This is a genomic window from Cohnella sp. LGH, from assembly GCF_017671885.1.
Lineage (GTDB): Bacteria > Bacillota > Bacilli > Paenibacillales > Paenibacillaceae > Cohnella > Cohnella phaseoli.
Genome location: NZ_CP072117.1, coordinates 5,861,454 through 5,880,507, shown reverse-complemented (window position 1 = coordinate 5,880,507; position 19,054 = coordinate 5,861,454). Strand labels below are relative to the sequence as shown.

15 protein-coding genes and 3 pseudogenes are annotated in these 19,054 nt (G+C 46.2%); 11 read left to right on the top strand and 7 right to left on the bottom strand.

Annotated elements, in window-relative coordinates:
- Positions 1-17: 17 nt before the first annotated feature.
- A complete protein-coding gene (locus J4772_RS24765) occupies positions 18-320 on the top strand; it encodes a hypothetical protein (RefSeq protein WP_209071837.1) in 303 nt (100 codons plus the stop codon).
- Between the two features lie 257 nt (positions 321-577).
- Here J4772_RS24765 and J4772_RS24760 read toward each other — a convergent pair whose 3' ends face one another.
- Positions 578-1,936, bottom strand: coding sequence for an IS4 family transposase (locus J4772_RS24760; protein WP_209071836.1), 1,359 nt, complete (start codon positions 1,934-1,936; stop codon positions 578-580).
- 184 nt (positions 1,937-2,120) lie between these two features.
- Here J4772_RS24760 and J4772_RS24755 point away from each other — a divergent pair, with 184 nt between their 5' ends.
- From J4772_RS24755 to J4772_RS24740, 5 genes and pseudogenes are all read left to right on the top strand, one after another.
- Positions 2,121-3,215 (top strand): ParA family protein, encoded by a 1,095-nt coding sequence (locus J4772_RS24755; protein WP_209071835.1) that lies wholly within the window; start codon positions 2,121-2,123, stop codon positions 3,213-3,215.
- The gene (locus tag J4772_RS24750; RefSeq protein ID WP_209071834.1) at positions 3,215-3,910 is read left to right on the top strand and encodes a hypothetical protein; all 696 of its coding nucleotides are present in this window, start codon (positions 3,215-3,217) and stop codon (positions 3,908-3,910) included. The genes J4772_RS24755 and J4772_RS24750 overlap by 1 nt, the downstream gene beginning before the upstream one ends.
- A 428-nt stretch (positions 3,911-4,338) precedes the next feature.
- Positions 4,339-4,878, top strand: coding sequence for a DUF6431 domain-containing protein (locus J4772_RS37145; protein ID WP_247740843.1), 540 nt, complete (start codon positions 4,339-4,341; stop codon positions 4,876-4,878).
- A 139-nt stretch (positions 4,879-5,017) separates the two neighbouring features.
- Positions 5,018-5,218, top strand: a pseudogene (locus J4772_RS24745) (IS110 family transposase); the annotation flags it as partial.
- The gene (locus tag J4772_RS24740) at positions 5,203-5,610 is read left to right on the top strand and encodes an ATP-binding protein (protein ID WP_209071833.1); all 408 of its coding nucleotides are present in this window, start codon (positions 5,203-5,205) and stop codon (positions 5,608-5,610) included. The pseudogene J4772_RS24745 and the gene J4772_RS24740, both read left to right, overlap by 16 nt.
- A 95-nt stretch (positions 5,611-5,705) precedes the next feature.
- On the opposite strand, the pseudogene J4772_RS24735 reads toward J4772_RS24740, so the two are convergent.
- From J4772_RS24735 to J4772_RS24715, 4 genes and pseudogenes are all read right to left on the bottom strand, one after another.
- A pseudogene (locus tag J4772_RS24735) lies at positions 5,706-5,825 on the bottom strand (integrase core domain-containing protein); the annotation flags it as partial.
- Positions 5,826-5,844: 19 nt separating this feature from the next.
- Complete coding sequence (locus J4772_RS24730; RefSeq protein WP_209071832.1) at positions 5,845-6,984, bottom strand: ISAs1 family transposase; 1,140 nt, start codon at positions 6,982-6,984, stop codon at positions 5,845-5,847.
- Positions 6,985-7,057: 73 nt separating this feature from the next.
- Positions 7,058-8,087: pseudogene (locus tag J4772_RS24725) on the bottom strand (IS3 family transposase); the annotation flags it as partial.
- Between the two features lie 1,250 nt (positions 8,088-9,337).
- Positions 9,338-9,595: a helix-turn-helix domain-containing protein gene (locus tag J4772_RS24715; protein WP_247740841.1), complete on the bottom strand. Its 258-nt coding sequence runs from the start codon at positions 9,593-9,595 to the stop codon at positions 9,338-9,340.
- Positions 9,596-9,945: 350 nt separating this feature from the next.
- Here J4772_RS24715 and J4772_RS24710 point away from each other — a divergent pair, with 350 nt between their 5' ends.
- Entirely contained in the window at positions 9,946-10,272 is a 327-nt protein-coding gene (locus tag J4772_RS24710; protein WP_209071829.1) for a hypothetical protein, read from the top strand.
- A gap of 49 nt (positions 10,273-10,321) precedes the next feature.
- On the opposite strand, the gene J4772_RS24705 is transcribed toward J4772_RS24710, so the two are convergent.
- Together J4772_RS24705 and J4772_RS24700 are read right to left on the bottom strand one after the other, a co-directional pair.
- Complete coding sequence (locus J4772_RS24705) at positions 10,322-10,834, bottom strand: P-loop NTPase family protein (protein ID WP_209071828.1); 513 nt, start codon at positions 10,832-10,834, stop codon at positions 10,322-10,324.
- A 582-nt stretch (positions 10,835-11,416) separates the two neighbouring features.
- Complete coding sequence (locus J4772_RS24700) at positions 11,417-13,000, bottom strand: extracellular solute-binding protein (RefSeq protein WP_209071827.1); 1,584 nt, start codon at positions 12,998-13,000, stop codon at positions 11,417-11,419.
- A 168-nt stretch (positions 13,001-13,168) separates the two neighbouring features.
- Between J4772_RS24700 and J4772_RS24695 the strand changes: the two genes are divergently transcribed.
- From J4772_RS24695 to J4772_RS24680, 4 genes are all read left to right on the top strand, one after another.
- A complete protein-coding gene (locus J4772_RS24695) occupies positions 13,169-15,415 on the top strand; it encodes an AraC family transcriptional regulator (RefSeq protein WP_209071826.1) in 2,247 nt (748 codons plus the stop codon).
- A gap of 270 nt (positions 15,416-15,685) precedes the next feature.
- Positions 15,686-17,170 (top strand): extracellular solute-binding protein, encoded by a 1,485-nt coding sequence (locus J4772_RS24690; protein ID WP_209071825.1) that lies wholly within the window; start codon positions 15,686-15,688, stop codon positions 17,168-17,170.
- A 64-nt stretch (positions 17,171-17,234) separates the two neighbouring features.
- The gene (locus tag J4772_RS24685) at positions 17,235-18,185 is read left to right on the top strand and encodes a carbohydrate ABC transporter permease (RefSeq protein ID WP_247740840.1); all 951 of its coding nucleotides are present in this window, start codon (positions 17,235-17,237) and stop codon (positions 18,183-18,185) included.
- A 19-nt stretch (positions 18,186-18,204) separates the two neighbouring features.
- Positions 18,205-19,041, top strand: coding sequence for a carbohydrate ABC transporter permease (locus tag J4772_RS24680; protein WP_209071824.1), 837 nt, complete (start codon positions 18,205-18,207; stop codon positions 19,039-19,041).
- Positions 19,042-19,054 lie beyond the last annotated feature (13 nt).

Here is a 19,054-nt window from a genome sequence, read left to right as displayed (position 1 = left end):
CTATGGCGCTTAATTTTATGGAAAGAAACCTTGCTGTAGCATTTTTAAGAGATGGAGAAGTTGTTGACATTAAAGGAATTGAGTATTGTCATTTTGCACCGTTTGAATTCATACAGCAGTTTTACCAAATAGATGGACTTCCTGCTAGGCTTCAACGTTATTTACGTCTCGGTGAAACACGATTTCGTGATGAAATTATTAATGCTTTTCAAATGAATAAAATGGTACTCAAATTCCCGAGGCATGGAATATTTTTATGGGAAGAATACAATTTGAAAATAGAAATTGAAGGATTTTCTTTAAAGCAAATATTGCATTGATCTTCATAGATTTTTTCGGAGGTACTTGGAGAGTTCCTGCTGTTATGAGGATTTACTGAGTGGATCATCTTAATTTTACAGACTTAAAATGCACGAATATTTGATTATTGCAATTAATGAGCAGTGACTTTTTGTCCATGCTCTGCTTGGAGTTTTTCACCCCTATAGATGATATGCTGAACTGTATCACAAGTAACGGTAAGTTTTCAATCAGTTGGAAAGGAAAGGGGATATATAGTAGTATAAAAGTTAATAACTCAACTTTCGCAGCATGAAATTGGCAAACAAGCCTTGATGTAGCTGGGCAGACTGGCAATCCATTGCTGAAGTTGACGCTGAATCAAAACTGAAAGCCTCTTTCCTGCTTTCGTGGCGATTTCGCTGACAAGATCGAGCAGTTGTTGTAAGGCGACTGTCCAATCCAGTGTGCCGACTTCGTCGCACAGCACATAAAACAAACCGCCGAACGTACGTGCATCAGTGCTTTGCCGATGCTGCCAGGCTAGTAGAAGGTAGCGTGAGAAGACAATTGTCGTATGGCTGATCAGCAAATCATAAGAGCGGCCTTGAAACTCCTTTTGCAAACGAAGCAGCGACTTGGTGCATTTGAAGAAAACCTCAATGTCCCAGCGAATGGCGTAAATTCGGATGACGTCCTCTACACAGAGCGTCAAATCGGTCGTCAAAACGGCGAGCCAATCATTTTTCTTCGAGCGGTTGCGAACAAACACCACATGCACCGGCGTACCGCAAGCCAGCTCCGTTCGGATCGAGCGGAGAATACTGCGCTTCTGGCTCGCTACAGGTGCGGCTGCTAAGTAAAGCTCTTTAAGCGACAGCTTCTGGCCTTGCACAAGGAATCGTTTATTGTCGTTCTTGACCATGCCGATCACATCGAGTCCGCGGGAGACGACTTCGCGAATGAGCGGCGCGTGCGTGAACCAACTGTCCATCAAGACATAAGAGGCGGTTGCTCCGGCTGCCAAGGCGCGATCCAGCATGGACGCAACGACTTGAGGAGCCGACAGAAGTGCTTCCTTCCGGCGCTTGTAACCATGTGTTCGTTTGTCGATGGATTCGCTCATGCCGGTGATTGCCGACTTGCTAGAGCTTAGCAGCGCAAAGTCCATGGGTAAGAACGTATGACCATCCGACCACCCCATCGTCAGCATGCGGAAACCTTTGTAATACGCACCCGTGGCATGATCTTTGAACCTGGCGAGCAACTCAACGGCTTTACTGCGATTGCGTTCGAACATCGAATCGTCGACGATGAAGACGACATCCCGATCCGCAGACGTCAGCGCATCCACTTTCTTCACGGTAGCCACGCTAAGCGAAGTCAGAAATCGGCGCCATGCAAAGCCGGCATGATTGAGAAAGCGATAAACCGCATCTTTGCCAGGCATGGAATCGTCCTTGCGGCTCTCAAGCAGGCGAAACCAGTTTTTCTGATGGAACAACAAAACGAAAACAAGTTGGAATAGTCGGGCACAGCTAAAGCCAAAGCGTTTACGAAATCCAGCTTGTTGCAGATGCTGCATGACTTTCAGTTCTTGGAACGCTGGTTTTAGTTCGTTAGGCAGTTGATTCAATTCGGATGGTTGGGCTATCATTAGGGTAGACACCTCTTCGGTTGAAGTGATTGCTCGACACTCTCACTTTAGCAAACGAAGCGGTGTTTTTCTATTTACAAGCCCAATACCTGATCACCTTGAAAGACTACAACGACATGCTCTCAAGATGATTTGTGCTCTGCGAAAGTTGAGTTAATAACATGGTTGAAAGTGAGGGGATTAAGTGATTATTTGTACTCTTTACAATCACAAGGGCGGTGTCTCAAAAACTACAACAACATTCAACCTTGGGCATGCCTTAGCTCAATCTGGATATAAAGTTTTGCTTATAGACGCAGACCCTCAGTGTAACTTAACAGAATTATTCATGGGCCCAGTATTTGAGAGATTGGATTTAGAGTATGCATTTACAGGTGAAATACCACTAGTACCGGGTACAACGTTATTAGATGCTTTAAAACCGAGAATAAGTGGAGCTAGTTCAAGTGTTGATATTGAGAAAATTGAATTAGTTCCCTCTCCTCATACCAGTAATTTAACGCTATTCAAGGGGGATGTAGGCTTAAGTACAGCTGAGGATGACTTCTCACAAGCCCATACTCAAAGAAGTTCAGGGATGATGCATTTTAAATTTCTATATGTTGCTGTTTCAGATATGGTCAGAAGGTTAGGAGAAAGTATAGATGCAGATTATATTTTGATTGATGTAGGACCAAGTGCGGGCGCGTTGACACGTACATTCTTTTTATCTTGTGACAGTTTCTTTGTACCAGTTGCTCCTGACCGCTTTAATACACAGGCTATAGGTTCTCTTTCTGTTATTATTGATAAATGGATGAAGGAGCACAAAGAGATAATAGATGATTATAAATCGCTAGGGTTACCTATTTCAGAAGGAAGGCCTCTTTTCTTAGGTAGTATCGTTCAAAACTATAAAATTTCAAGAGGTGGGAGAGCAAGAACAGGTTTTGAAATGTGGATGGAACGGATACCTCAAAGGATAGAACAAGAATTAGTGCCTGTCTTAAAGAAATATTCAGATTCTAATATTGAACTGCTTAAGGTATGTAATGATTTCGGGGATACCCGAGCCACTAAACTCCCTGATTTTAGTAGTTTAATAACTTTAATGCATGAACTATCAAAGCCAATATTTGGGTTTTCACAAGAGGATACTTCAATTATTTCCTCTAATGGCTATAAATATACTGGCTCAGTATGGGAAGATGCACAACGAAGAATGAGTGAATGGAGAGAGAGCTTTGGCTCTTTAGAAGCCCGTCTTAAAAAGGCTAAAGAGGTTCTGGGGGATAAGTAATGGGATTACCTACTGGTATAGTTTGTTTTATCGATATTCTTGGATTCAAACAAATGGTTTTGAATGATTCAGGAACAAAAGCCCCAGTTTTTCTACCGATTATAGAAACTATGCTGTCATCCTTACGACCTATGTTGTTAGAAGAGGGGTTACAGCTACGTCAGTTTTCTGATTCGATTGTTCTTTCAATTGACTATTCTGTTGAAAACTCCATAAAAATAATTGATGCAGCTTCAAATGTTCAATGGTTTATGGTATCTAATGGCGTTTTAGTTCGTGGAGGCATTGCTATAGGAAGACATTATTCGAATGGTGATATTGTTTTCAGCCAGGGTTTAATTGAAGCATATACACTAGAATCTCAAAATGCCCGAGTACCAAGAATTATTATTGATAATAATCTTATAGATTTGATTCTTGCAACGGCTATTTCCAAGGAAAAGTTAATTGAAAAACTGCAGATCTTATTGGCTGTGGATTCTGACACTCGGAGTTTTGTTAATTACTTAGAAGGTAGAGAGTATAAGCAACATGAGAATGTCATTTTAAAACTTCTGAGTAAAGCCGATGTAACAAAACCAGGATTATTTGAGAAATATAACTGGTTATCTGATTACCACAATTTTGTTATGAAGCTTGTTGGTGAAGCTGAAATGGATTTCGGATTACCCAGAATATCAAAGTGGGACATTTAAATAAATATTAATGCAAAGATAAACGAAGGGCTAGCAAAACCTGTCCTTCGTTTATTGATTTACAAAACTTGCTGTTACAGATAGCGTGGTGAATCGACTTACAAGTAGGACGAAGACGAGACGAAAGGACTTGTTAGCTTGGCGTTGGCTAAGGTTTAATCCCTGAAGTAATTCGAACTCGTGATTAGCGAACTTCACAAAAAAGACATTGCTAAGGATACCAGCATTATTTTTTGAAAGGATATGCTTATGGTGTTGCAGCTAGTTCATAAGGTCCAAAAGCTGACGGGATTGCCTGTCCGAGGATTGCCGAATATAATGACCATATCTCTATAAAGGAAAAGGATGCCTCCATTAATGTGGCCTGTTGGTAGCAGGTTCACTGGAGACATCCCTCAATAAAACACCTATGGTCATTATATCAAAATATGAGCTGGTTGAGAAGTTCCCCAGCGTTTTTTGTTCGGTGTGTGGAGACAGTTCTTTCCCCTTGTTGTGGGAAGTGTCTACGTGTTATTGGAAGCCGGAAACGTAAGCTACTTATTAACACAGGTGAAGCTAAGTTGCTTGTCATTCGCAGACTTCGTTGCAAGAGCTGCAGACAGATCCATCATGAGCTTCCGGATTGCATAGTCCCTTACAAGCGCTATGAATCAGTTTGTGTGGAACAAGTGGTTTCTGAGTCCCAACAAGCTTCGGATGTAGCTGCAGACAATGCTACGCTGTACCGCTGGCGGCGCTGGTTTCGTGAGCAGACCACGTACCTCCTTGGATGTCTTTCATCCATTTCAATCCGTTATCATCAAGAGCCTGCAGAGACTTCGTCCTCATCTTTGCGGTCCACACACCAGAGAATCGGACGTTATGTTGGCGATGCACCCGGCTGGCTAGCGAGAATTGTCCGCCCCATCGTCAACGCAAATTATTGGCTACATACCCGTTCTGCATTTTTGTCCAGAAGACCCTGAGGTAGACTCGAATCGAAGTCTATTAAAGGAGCCATTCCTGTAATGAAGAAATTTGCTCTTTGAAAACAGAAAGCGCCACTTGTTATACTGGGAACCGTTCCGCCAAGAACAAATCCCACATACGAAAGAGGCGCTCACAATGAAGTATAAGTTGAAGCAGAAGAAGAATCAACAGATTACACGAATTACCGAATCGACACTGGTGGTCGGTGCGGACATTGCCAAGAAAGTGCACGTAGCTCGCGCGGTAGATTTTCGCGGGATCGAACTAGGTAAAGAATGCGTGTTCCATAATGACCAGGAGGGGCTAACGAAGCTCGTAACGTGGATGAAGGAACTCCTTTCTCAAGAGATATTCCCACGACAGAACTATATGAATCTATCATTCAGGAAGAAATTGTGGGTAGATTGGAATATGCGGCTGAGCGTCAATGGTTTGCAGTTGTAACAGGTGACTGTGGAACGGGGAAAACAACGACAATAAGGCGATTTTCTGAGATTCTGGACACCGCGAAGTTCAAGGTTCTTTATCTAGCAGATTCAAAGTTGACACCTAGAAACTTCTACAAAGGATTACTAGATCAGCTTGGATGTGAATCGAAGTTCTATCGCGGTGACGCTAAACGTCAATTGCATCGTGAGATTGAGCTCATGCGGGGAATTCATCGGTTACAGCCAATAGTGGTCGTAGATGAGGCGCACTTACTTAGTCGTGAAATGTTAGAGGAATAAGGTGGACCCTATTGTCAAGACACGGTTTTTAGATTTTATAAGTACATTTATCTTAATCCCCTAAGGGGAGGAGTGCCCCCGAGGGGGCGAAAATTTCAAGCGTTAAATACGGTAGCCGGTGTCTTGTATTTCAGGGATTGATGAGGACGTTCAAAATTATACATCTGGAAATATCGAGCTATCCCTTGTCGGGCTTCTCTTGGCGTCTGGTAATCAGGGCAATCGCTTACGAAATTAGTCTGCAAACGGAAGCTGAAGAATGTGAAGCAGATAATCAGGATTCCATGCACACATTTTGAGTTTGATGCGCATGCTGCCTTTCTTTGAGGTATCCTGCTTAACCAAATTCAGAGCGAGATGACGGAGTTTACTCAAATTCTCCGCTCCTCTTCTATCTCGAACACGGTTATCATCTTCACGCATTACAGTATCCAGCACCCAATGCAGCTTGTTTTCGATGCCCCAGTGACTGCGACGTGCATGCAACAACTCTTGAGCTGTTGCCCCTTTTTTACTGTAGATAAAATAACTCGTCTCGATCGTTTCCTGTTCACCAATCAGACGTTCCGAGACAATAGCACCAATCCCGGCCAAGCTTTTCCAGTCCGCTTTAGCAGGCAACCAGTCAATGTTCTCCGTTACGTAGCACGTACGTGTTTCAATCCGGCCGTGATTTTTTTCTCGTGTTTGTGCCCACTGCCCGTTTGCCTTTAATTCTGATTTGGGTTGCTTCATGACCTCTTGCTCCAGGTATAAGTCGACATCTTCTCGCAACGTTTTCTGGTTATCCTTTACCTGCAGCACGTAATCGGCACCTTGTTCGATAATCGTTGTGGCAATTTCTTTTTGCGTACCCATCGCGTCAATCGTAACGATACAACCCTTGAGATACAGCAGCTGCAGCAATTCCGGAATGGCCGTGATTTCATTGCTTTTCTCCTCGACGGCAAGCTGTCCGAGCACCAATTGGTTTTCATTTGCCCATGCACTGACGACATGCAGCGGGCGCTTGCCATTAGCAACATCTTTGCTGCCGCGTATCGTTTTTCCATCGATGGCGATGACTTCACCGGCAATGCGATGGCGAACAGCTTCTACCCACTGTTGGAAGGCCTTTTGCACGTACTTCGGGTCGATCGCCGATAAAATATCTCCGAACGTATCGTGAGATGGACAGCCTCCAGGTAGCTCAAGGAATGATCTTAGCCATTCTTCTCTGGCTTCTGCGAAGCTCTCCATATCGACATAAGTTTGACAATCACATAAAGTCGCGAGCACGGCGATGACAAGCACTTCTTCCAGCTTATGTCGGATTCCGTTCCCTTTCCGGGGTTCTGGGATTTCGCTAAAGAGGTCCAGTAATGATTTTGGCATCTAAGCTCAACTTCTTTCTCTTTTCGTTGAGCTATTTATTCGATCTTGCTTCAGGTTTTTCCTTTAAAGTTTTGATGTTTTCGTAAGCGATTGCCCTAGTCTGGTAATCATAGAGATAGACTTCTTCGTATTTTAATGAACGCCACAAACGCTCTGTGAAGATGTTGTCAAGGGCTCTACCCCGGCCATCCATACTGATTTTGACTTCCTTACTTTGCACTAGATCAATATACTTTTGACTAGTGAAGTGGCTCCCTTGATCACTGTTGAGAATGATGGGTTTGTACTGCTGTAGCGCCTTTTCTACAGCTTGCAAGACAAACGGCAACTCCAGCGTTTGATCAAGCTCCCAACTGATGACGTATCGGGAATACCAGTCGATCACGGCCACAAGATACATCCAACTCTTTTGCATGCGGATGTAGGTGATGTCAATTCCCCAGACGTGGTTGACGTGCGATATAGGCAATCCGCGAAGCAGATACGGAAATACACGATGCTCTAAATGCCGTTTACTGAGATTTGGACCTGGGCAGATTCCGGCAATACCCATCTCTTGCATCTGCCTTTGCACGGCTTTTCTGTTCACGATACGACCTTCCTGACGAAGGATGGCTGAGATCCGGCGAGAGCCGAAAAACGGCCATTTCGTATAAATCTGATCGATCCGATTCTTAATCGCCAGTTCCTCAGTAGAAGGCGCTACAGGCCGGTAATACAGGCTAGAGCGGTTCAAACTAAGGAGATCCGCTTGCATCTTAATAGGCACATCGGAATGCCATTCGATCATCTCCAGGCGGCTGCCGCGAGCTGTGCTAGAGGCCAGATTTTTTTTTGAGCCATGACAACTGCGTCGTCAGGCGCCCGACCTCGGCGTAGAGATCTTCAATCTGCTTTTCGTATTCCACTGATTTACGTTCGGCTTTGTCAGACTTGGAGAAAATTTGTGGCATCTGCTCGAGAAACTCTTTCTTCCAGTTCCGCAGCTGATTGACATGAACACCATGAGTCGAAGACAGTTCGGCTAAGGTTTTTTCTTCTTTTAGAATCTCAAGCACAACTCGTACTTTGAATTCTGCGGTGTAACTTTTGCGGCTGGTCATCTACCTTAAATCCTCTCTTCTTCGTGTCTAGTTTCTTGGGTCCATTATAGAAGTTCGTTTCTTACTCAACTTTAAGATGGATGCACAGAGTCCAATGGCCCTTATCCTTGTTGGTCAAAGTGAATTGTGGGATCGGTTAGGGCTACAATCTTATGCAGCGATTAGGCAACGCATTGATTTGCAGTGCAGGCTGCCGCATTACGATCGGTCTCAGAGCGGTGCTTACATTCAAAGGCACATGACTTATGCAGGCGCAGAGCGAGACATCTTCTCCGACGGTGCAATGGATGAGATTTATCGCTTCTCAAGTGGCTCAGCTAGAGTCATTAACAAGGTTTGTACGCACTGCTTAATCTACGGTTCGCAGAACAAACATCGAATCATTGACGATCACATGGTTAAGCGTGTGATCGAGGGAGAGTTATCTTGATTCTCCCTGTTTTTTTAACCTTGTATGGACAGCTTATCCGTCACAATCAGGACAACTTACACCGTCAACCTACGGACATTATGCATTAGCAGCAACAGCTTATGGAAACAAGAGTCGAGAGAATAAACAGAATTAAGAGAGATTTTAAGAAAAAAATATTGGGAATTCCGATACTAATTGTTCTATACGTAATAAGTATTTTCATACTTTCTCTATCAAACTTATATATCACGATCAAGCTATCTGAAAATGGTTTTGAAGAGTTGGGCAAGGAATTGACTCAGTTTGTACAGTTATCAGTTCTCCTGTCTTCATTAGTCTGTTATGCGAACTTGGAATTCTTAATGCTGATTGTTAAATCAGTGTTTAGGTTACTCCTAACCGTATGGATAGTTTTGGTGATTACATTCTCTAAATTGAGCTCACTAGATCAAGGTTCTATTTTGGTATTATGTACAGTTTTTTACGTTTACTTTGAAGTGTTTTATGAAATAAATTCATATATTTATAAAAAGAATGATGTATTGATATTAAAAATGAAAATAAAAAAAGAGCATATACAAAACTACTCAATTCCTACTTCAATTATTCTAGTGAGTATTATTAATATTTTAATTGCATATCCTTTGGATGATTTTATTAAATCAATTTAAGGGAACTTCCGAAAAGAGCATATTCACGTTCAGACCGTAAGTTTTTATTCCGATAAGTCTACCGGGCTTCGAGACGCTTGCAAATGATTCGGCCTTCTATACCCCCGAAAAACGAAAAGAGCGAGACGTTGGCCTTCAAAGCCTCCTGTCCCGCCCTCATTTTCGTTTCATCCATTTTTCCATGCCTTCTCATACTCACCCTCAACAAGCTTAAAAAAGTCGGAAGGTTTGATTTTCAGACCTCTGCAAAGGTCGAATATCTTCGTGACGGAAGGCTCGTTTCTGCCAACTTCGATCATCGAAATGTAGGATCGGTCAACGTCGCATTCATGCGCAAGATCCTCTTGGCTTAAGCCTTGCTTGAGGCGAATCGCTTTGAAGGTTTTTCCGATAATTTGTTTGATAATATTGGACGGATCGCTCAAGGAAAGTTACTCCTTTTCTGTCCATTATCAATCTGTTATACTATCGATGACAGATAAAGTATTCAACAAAAAGTAAAATAAAGTAATTATGGATATGTGTAGATCTTTCATTTGAGAAGGGAAGCGAGACGCCTGACAAATGATCTAATGCACAAATACGAGAAAGAAAAGACGAAGCTAACGAACTTGGACAGGAATCGCTCGCGAAGGGAATTCCGCTTTCAGCAAATGAAACAGTTCTGGCCCAGAGCCGCAAGGTCGACGAGCTAGTTACCCGATTTTATGTTCAGAAAATAGTTGAGAGGGAACAAGGGAATCGATAAAGCATGTTTGTGGGGAGAGGTGAGGTCATGGAATTTCCGTCATGGTTCCAGAGAGCGATTCAGGAACGACTGGATGAAGTGTCCGCTCGAATTCAGTTCAATCCGGATCTGAGAAAGTACCGCGTAGAGGAGAAGGCCGCTTTCGAGGCGTTGTTCTCCTGTGTAAATATGACGCAATGTCCAGAGTTTACGGAATGGAAAGACAAACTCCATTACTACAGAGGCTTGGAGAATGAACGGTTATATTTGCAGGGGATGCGAGACGGAGCGAAGCTGGCGATTGCGCTGATGTCCGATCCGTTTGCGGAGCAGGAGGGGGACGCGAATTCGGCCAAATCAAAATCGGAGCATTAGGATGAAGAGGGGCAGGCGCACCCCTCTTTTTTGTCGGATGTAAACTGTTCTAAGCAATTGGGTGATGCAAATGCTTTGCGCAGCTCAAGTCATTGCTATCAGAAAGTCGAATAACTTTTTCTTCATATAGCTGTAACCGGGATTCGAAGTCCGCGCGGTATTCTTCGAAGTCTCGCGTCCACTTATACATCATTTTCAACATCGTTATATCAGGTTTATAGTCACACTTTTCAATTCCAAGATTTTGTTTGAGAAACCGGGTTAAGATTCTTATTCTACGTTTCCATAAAGGCGTATCTAGAAATAGGATGGTATCCGCCATTTCAAATAAACAACGATAGGACGGTCGGTCTGTCCCTTCGATTATCCATTCGCCATGGCTGTCAATGTCCTTAATAACTTCAATCTGCTCATCTGCGGTTCGTTTATACCTTCCGGTCTCCGTTCGATGATGAACGATACGATCTAACTCATACCAAGGAATGTTTAGTGTTTCGGATAGCCGCTTGGCGAGTGTTGTTTTACCGCTGGCTACAATTCCAGTGATAAGAACCTTTTTCAATGAATTTTGCCCCTCCCGTTGAGAAGTTTAGGCGTATTCCTATTTGCGTGTTGCAAGCTTTCAGAATCATTATAGTGCATCATAGGAACCCGTAACAGATGAGGGATACCGGTATCAGCGGGGGAAGAAAGTGTCAAACGATGATTGTCCCAGCCTTTCAGGGATGTATAGCGATTGCAGTTATTGTAGGAACCTGTAGGTTCAATAACGTTATAGCAATCGATATAGTCACAGGAAGCACATAGGAAAAAAGGTTTGGGATTAACACCGACCGGAATGTTTGTGAATGAATGTGTAAGAAGCGGTAAATTGCATGAATGAAATAGCCGTGTTATGATTAAGATAGAAAAAGGAGTCGGACGGCCATCCGACTCCCTGCACAACATATTTGGGTGGGAAACCTCCAACAGAATAAGAGCGAAAATAACCCGTACCCTTGGCACGAACCTGGGCGGGTTATTTTCTTTTACGCAGATAAGTGAGTAACGCCAGCAAGATATGCCCAGCATAATCATGTTGATAGAAATGGCCTGACAACATGCGTCTTCCGAAGCCCCTCCCCGCACAAGCCCGCCAAACCGGCTAACTAGCCGCCGCCCGAACCTGCTGTTCGAAATTGGCGATAATCTCTTTGCCATAATAGTTGTCCATCAGATCGGCATAGTACTCCGGCCAGCGCGCACCCGACTTATCGGAGAACAGCAGCGTGATCAACAGTTCATTTTGCCTGGAGCGAAATGCGCTGACATCGATGCCGATCGGCGGGGACAATGTTACGCCAAGCTTGGGCTTGGTCGGCAATTGCGCCAGAAATTCGCGAATCTCCTTATCCCGCTCGGTTAAGCTAGGGTCGATGACCTGCAAACCAAGCGCCATAGGGGCTTCGGGAGTGAAGAAGCTCCATGTGGACAGCCAGTCCGGCGCCTCTGGCGTTCCGCTGCCTGTGCCGCTGTTATCCGCCAGCAATGTAATGGTATTGCCGCTTCGCGTGTAATGCTTTCCTTCAAGCCCGTAATGGGTGAGCAGGAAGCCTTCTTCGCTGGCCAGCCAATCCAACATCGCAATGATTTGCTTGGCTTTCTCAGGATGCTTGTCTACCACCTTCTTGGAGAATACGAATGGAGCGCCTGGAGAAGGGACAGTTCCTAGCGGTTCTGTCCCAAGCGGGTTGAACGGCACCCAATTCGCCTGCGGATTATGGATGCGAGACAGGGACTGCAGGCTGGCAGGATTGGCATCCAGCGCGAAGTCCGCCGTTTGCCCGAAGACGACGCCCACCTTGCCCTGAGCTGCCTTGGCCAGATGCGAACGCTCCGAATTGAGGAACCAATCGGGATCAACCACGCCAGCCTTAATCACCGCGAGGATATCCTCCACGACATCCTGCATGCGCAGATCCGATTCCATATCGACTAATTTGTTTTGGCTCATATAGGCAGGGTATACCAAGCCGCGGTGACCATATTCCGGCCAATCGGTGGTCAGGCTGCTGCTGTTCCCCGATACCGAGAATCCATACGTATCCTTCAACCCGTTGCCATCCGGATCATCATAGGTAAAGGCATGAAGTATAGAGACGTATTCCTCGTAATTGGCCGGAAGCTTCAAGCCAAGAGCGTCGAGCCAATCTTGGCGAATATAGTAACTGCGATAGGAGTTTTTGTCATAGGGAAGGGGCGCGCGATAGAAGCGGTTATGAATGCGATACTGCTTCAACTCCTGCTCGGTTACCCAATACTTGAAATAGTTCGGCATGGTAGCAGGGGAAATATAAGGGCCCAGATCGGCAAGGACGCCGTACAAGGCGAGTGTAGCGCCGAGATCCTCAGACTGCTCAATCCATAAGTCGGGCGGATTGTTGGCGAGCAGCATCGCCTCTAGCTCTGCGGCATAGGCGGGACCCTGCGGGGCGCTTATGAGCTTAACCTGAAGGCCGAATTTCTCCTCAATCGCTTGGCGGACAAAATCCTCGTTTCCGTCAGGGAGCTTCGCATTCGAAGGGATGGGAACGAACAGAGTAATTGCCTTCTCGGGAAATTCGCTGTCCGCTGCCAACAATTGCAGCAGGGGCGTCTGCCGCGAACCCATCATCCAAACCAGGGCAACAAGCAGCAGAAACGGGACTGCCAGAAGCATAACGAAGTAAGACCGCCGAATCGTACGCATGTTGTCCTCCTTACCACGTATCTATGAACCGCTTTCAAGACGTTATTGATAATTGTTAGGTCCAAGTGCTTTAATTAAAGTAAACGATTTTCAGAGGAAAATCAACGCAACCCACCCGGATGATGGTAGAATACGCGCCTAGGCAGCATGCAAAGAGAGAGGATGCTAGTGAGAAGCAACTGGTTTAATCGTTTGCTAATTTCGTATTTGCCTGTGTTTTTTATGATCAGTTTAAGTCTGCTGTTTATGACGTATTATACCTTGAACGAAATGTCGCGAGAGTCGGCAATCCGTACCAATCAGGCATTGACTAGCAATATTGCCAAGCTGTTGGACAGTAATCTCGCAAGTATGGATGCGCTTCTGCTATACGAGATACGCAACAATGCCAGGCTGCGAGATTTTTTCTCCGATAAAGCGGGCCCGCAGCAACAGTTCATTGATGTTCAGGCGTCCGCCTTTCTGAAAGAATTCGTGCAGAACAACCCGATGCTGCATTCGTTGTACTTGTATCGTACACCGGATATGACGGTGCTTACGCCGGATACGCGCACGAAGCTGGAGCAGTTCCCGGATCGCGAGCAGATTGGACTTATGGTCAACAGCAGCGAACCCTATGAGTGGACTGCACGCTGGCTGCCGCAAAGCCTCGAAGACGACAGTCCCGGATTGCCGGTCATCAGCCTAGCCAAAACGACCAACTTGCAAAAGCTGAGCATCCTGGTTGCGAATGTTCGCATAGAGTTGCTATATGAGTGGATGACAAGCATGGCAGACAGGCAGTTAACCTTCGTCCACATTATGGATCAACAAGGCAATCTTATCGTCTCCACAGTTGAGGGAGCGGTTACCGGGACAGCGGCCAATACTAGCGATGTGCTGGCAGCAGCCGTCTCCAAGCAGACAGGCTGGATTATTGCCAGCGGTAACCGCAACGTAGGCTTGTTCTCCTTTGTCTCCTCGCAATTTTATTTGTGGATGGGTGTGGCTGCATTTATTGTCATCGCGGGCTTCTCGTGGATCATCTATGTATCTCGCCGCCAATACAAGCCGGTTCAGGACTTAATCAGCCTGGCTGAACGCGCTCGCCAAGGAGGGAGGCAGGCCGCCGCCGAATCTGCACAAGAGGATGAATTCAAGCTCATCGGTGCGGCCATTGAGGAATTGCTGGATGAATCGAATACGCTGCAAGAGCAGCAAAAGGAATTATCGATTTACCATAAGCGCCATCTGTTCCTCAGTCTGATGGAAGAGGTACATACAGAAGCCAATTTCGGTTCTTACCTGGCTGAAGAAATGCAGCGGCTCGGAATCGATAAGCCGGTTACCGGCTTGTTGGTTTCTGTCGTTGAGATTGACAGCTACGAGGAGTTTGCCAACCAGTATCGCGGAGACCAGCACCTGCTGAAATATATTCTTGGCGCAGCCGTCAAGGAGTTGACGGAGAATCAGCCTTATACGGTGTGGACAGAGTGGATCTCCAATGCGAAGATGGGCATGCTTTATTTGTTTCATGAAGGCGAGAGCGTGCAGGAAGTATACGGGCGCTGCGAGGAATTGCGCGACTGGGTTGCGAATAATTTGGACTTTACGGTCACGATCGGCATCGGCAGCATGGCGCAGCGGCTGGAGTCGACAGCAGAATCCTTCCAAGGGGCGCTTGCTGCGGTGGGCTATAAATTTTCACTCGGAATGAACCGACTCATTGTGCCGAGCGATATGAGCGCCCAGCCCAAGGGGGAGCTGTTTCAACAACTGCAATATGTACGGGCCATCAGCAAGGCGATTCGGCAGGGCGAGGACAAGTGGCAAGCGTACTACGAAGAGATGCTGCAAGCTTTAAGCGGGCAATTAAACACCAGGGAGGATGTCATTAGCTTGATGCAAGTGCTGGTCGGTTACTTGCAGAAAGACATGGCCGAGCTGGGGGACGAAATTCATGCGATGTGGATGAGTGAAGTCCATCCGTCGCTGCAACTGATTTTACAAGAGGAAACGCAGAGAGAAGTGATTACCGCCTACCGGCGGCAGCTGCAGAGAGGGTTTGAGAAAATCAGCCAGCTGCGCGAGAGCAGATCGGCCCATCAGCAAATGCATCTTATCAAACAGTACATTGAGGAGCGGTACGACAATTCCGAATTGTCGCTATCCCATCTGAGCGAAGTATTCAATTTCAGCACCAGTTATTTGAGCCGCTTGTTTCGCGAAGCCTTTGGGATGAAATTTATCGAGTTCGTCACCAAGGTGCGGATGGACAAAGCGATGGAATTGCTGGCCGAGACAGATGAAACGATCCAGGATATTGGGCGCAATGTCGGTTATGATCAATCGTTGACTTTTATTCGTGTGTTTAAGAAGCATACCGGGGAGACGCCGGGCCAATATCGAAAGAAGCTTAGAAACGAAAGCGAATAAGAGATAGACCGAAATCGAAAAATGGCGACGCAGGGATGACCTCCCTAGAGTCGCCATTTGTTCATTTTTACACGGTTTTTCTTGTGAAAAAGCGCAGTATATCAGGAAAAGCGCAAAAAAAAGCGCTTGTACATAAAAGGTCTATCCGGGGCTATGCGGCCGGATTACGGATTTCATCTATGCTTAAGAAATCGTCTATATACGTCGGCAAGCGTCGGGTGGTACGTTGGCTGGGCAACAAAAATCACATTCGCTCGGAAGGGGATCAACATGAAAAAAAGAAAGACGAGTTGGCAATTTGCTTTGATTTGTTTGCTGATTGTCGGGTTATTATCTGCTTGTGCCGGGGGCAACAACGCTGGGAACGGAGATAAAGGGGGCCAGCAGGAAACTGCCGGCAGCGCGAGCAGCGCAAGCAATTCTGCCGAGCCAGAGGCAAATGTGTATGCTGAGAACGGCTTGTCCAAAGAGGAGAAAGTCACGTTGAAATTTGCTTTTTGGGAAAATGGCGGCGGCCGGGAATGGATCGACTACGCGATTCAAACCTTTACGGCAAAGTTCCCTAATGTCAGCTTTGAAGTCACGTATTCTCCGACCATAGAAACCATTATTGCGACGAAGATTGCCGCTAATAACGACCAAGACATGTATGATATTTTCTCGACCTCCATTGCCGGGGAAGGCATTCATCAAAGTCTTGCCGAAGCCAAGAAAATTGAGCCGCAAGACGATTTGTGGGATCGCAAAGCCTATGACAGCGACAAAGCCTTGAGAGAGCTGCAGTCGGGCGTATACGAGGGTTCGGGCAGAATAGAAGGCGTTATGTACTCCTTGCCGACCACGCAAAGCATTACCGGCTTGTTTTACGATAAAAATCGCTTTGAAGAAAAAGGCTGGAACCAGAATCCCAAAACATGGACAGAGTTTGTGGCGCTAGTGGATGAGATCAAAGCCGCCGGGCTGACGCCAATTACCTATCCAGGCAAATATCCGGGTTATTTGGGCTTCAGCTTTGGCCTGGCTCAGCAATATTCGCTTGCCGAAGCGAATGGCAAACTGGACGATTTCAATGATGCCTATCGCAACTACAAGCATCCCTACTTTACACGCGAAGAAACCAAGCAGCTCTATCAAAATATTTATGAGTTAGGTAAAAAGGGCGCTTTCCCGAACGGTGTAGCTGCATTGACGCATACGCAATCCCAGATGCAATTACTGCAGGGGCAGGCTGCGATGGCTTCTACCGGGGAATGGGTACAGAACGAAATGAAGGAATCGACGCCGGATGGCTTTAAATGGGGCTTCATGCTGGCGCCGATGACAGAAAATCCGGATGACGCCAAGTATCATATGAGCTACACGCAAGGCGGTCACTATATCTGGTCTGCCAAGCCGGAGTTGAACAAGCAATGGGCCAAAGAATTCCTGATCTGGCTCTGGAATCTCGATGTGCAATCTCTCGTGGCGGAGAAGGCCGGCTCACTGCCTGTGCGCAACGACTTCATGAACAGCCCCGAGTTGGTAGACAAGCTGCAAGACGCACCTAAAGCCATTATGGAATATATGAAAAACAACAAAGTAAAGGGCGCAAGCAGCTCTCGCGATATTGTAGTTACGGACATCAATGCCGATCGGGCGAACACGATTGTCACAGAAATGCTCAACGATGTTGCGCAAGGCAGGCTTGATCCGTCTACGACCTTGCAGGAAGCGGATGATTTGCTGAAAAAAGCGATCGAATCCGCACAAAAATAGCATGGCATTGGCCAGGCGCTTGCCGGGAAGGCCGCGCCTGGCCAACTAGAAGGAGTAGAGTAGATTGGCCCAAAAACAGGAGCTTGCCATGTCGCCAAGTTATAGCGTCCGTACGAACTGGAAGAGCAAGGAAGCGACACAAAAGTGGATTTTTATTTTAATCGCGACTGTTCCGGCGTTTGGGGGATATATTCTGTTTACCTTGTATCCCAATTTGCTGTCTGTGTACTACGCCTTGCTGGACTGGAACGGCATCCGTGCGCCGAGATTAGTTGGCTTTAACAACTTTATCGCTATGGTCGAAGATCCGTTCGTATGGCGGGCGTTAAAAAACAACATCTTGTATGGCGCTATCGTGCCGCCGCTCGTCATTATCATTTCAATCGTCCTGGCTTATATGTTGGTTTATAAGAACTATCGCATGAATCGTGTTTATAAAGTGCTGTTCTTTTTCCCGAATGTCTTGTCCGTGGTTGCCGTTGCTCTGCTATGGGCATTTGTCTACGATGGCTCATTCGGTATCCTTAATGCCGGCCTGAAGCTGATTGGCATTGACCCCGGAGGTTATTACTGGCTTGGCGAAAAGAAAACGGCATTGTGGGCCATCATCCCGCCTACGGTATGGTGGGCCGTCGGTTTCTATTTTGTCATCTTCATGAATGCCATGGCCGGAATACCGAAGTCGTTGTACGAGGCAGCTATTTTGGAGGGCGCTTCTCATCGGCAGCGGCTCATGCAAATTACGTTTCCGCTGCTGATGCCGATTATTCGCGTTTCGGCCATCTTCCTCATGCTGAGCATGTTCAAGGGCTTCGAAAATATTTTGATTTTGACAAACGGCGGACCGTCCGGCTCTACCGATGTCATTGGATTGTATATGTTCAATATCGCATTTGGCACCGGCAGCCATAATTATGGCTACGCATCCGCGATCGGGATGTTCCTGTTCGTGATTCTCGTATTGGCCAAGCTGATCATTGACAGGCTTACGGCTGGCCGGGATGCGGAGTATTAGCTTGGTAGGAGGACTTGCAGTGAAGGAAAAAGGATCGATAGCGAATTGGTTTTGGAGTCTTGCGCTGTTGCTGTGGGCATTAACCATTGTTTTCCCGCTCGCCTGGATTTTTTACGAATCGCTGAAGACGAACCAGGAATTTTTTCAAGATGTGTGGAAGCTGCCCAATTCTCCCGTCTGGGGAAATTATGCCGATGCCTGGAAGGAGTATCGGATCGGGCAGGCGATGCTGAACACGATGTATTATGTAGGCGTTAGCCTCGTTATCGGCACGTTCCTGACGGCAATTAACGCCTATGTCTTGACGCGTATGAAGTTCAAAGGGCGAACGGTATTGTGGAGCCTGATTATGCTGTCCTTGTTTTTGCCAGGTATTAATGCGCTTGTGCCCCAGTATGTGCTTATGCGCGATATGGGACTGACGAACAGTCTTACAGGTCTCATTATTCTCGACAGCTTTAGCGAAAGCGCGTTTTACTTAATGATGCTTGGCGGGTTTATGCAGTCCTTGCCCAAGGAATTGGAGGAGAGCGCTTCCATTGACGGCGCTTCTATATTTCAGACTTTCTTTAAAATTATTCTTCCGTTGTCCACTGCCGGAATTGTAACGGTAGCGATCTTCAAATTTCTGAATTTGTACAATAACTTTCTGGGGCCGTTCATCTATCTCAGCGATCCAGGCAAGTATACGGTTGGCGTAGCGATGTATCAAGCCAATCAAATTATGCACTACAGAGCCGATTGGGTCACGTTATTCGCCGGGCTGATGATTACGATGGTGCCGCTGATTGCCATGTATATGGCGTTCCAGAACCGGGTGAGGGAAGGGGCCACACTGGGGGCAATCAAAGGATAACGGATCTGCCGAT

Excerpts from the sequence above, each read along its gene's own strand:
- J4772_RS24750 (WP_209071834.1), top strand. The coding sequence starts at position 3,215 with ATGGGATTACCTACTGGTATAGTTTGTTTTATCGATATTCTTGGATTC.
- J4772_RS24690 (WP_209071825.1), top strand. The coding sequence starts at position 15,686 with ATGAAAAAAAGAAAGACGAGTTGGCAATTTGCTTTGATTTGTTTGCTG.
- J4772_RS24760 (WP_209071836.1), bottom strand. The coding sequence starts at position 1,936 with ATGATAGCCCAACCATCCGAATTGAATCAACTGCCTAACGAACTAAAA.
- J4772_RS24710 (WP_209071829.1), top strand. The coding sequence starts at position 9,946 with ATGGAATTTCCGTCATGGTTCCAGAGAGCGATTCAGGAACGACTGGAT.
- J4772_RS24700 (WP_209071827.1), bottom strand. The coding sequence starts at position 13,000 with ATGCGTACGATTCGGCGGTCTTACTTCGTTATGCTTCTGGCAGTCCCG.
- J4772_RS37145 (WP_247740843.1), top strand. The coding sequence starts at position 4,339 with ATGAGCTGGTTGAGAAGTTCCCCAGCGTTTTTTGTTCGGTGTGTGGAG.
- J4772_RS24730 (WP_209071832.1), bottom strand. The coding sequence starts at position 6,984 with ATGCCAAAATCATTACTGGACCTCTTTAGCGAAATCCCAGAACCCCGG.
- J4772_RS24765 (WP_209071837.1), top strand. The coding sequence starts at position 18 with ATGGAAAGAAACCTTGCTGTAGCATTTTTAAGAGATGGAGAAGTTGTT.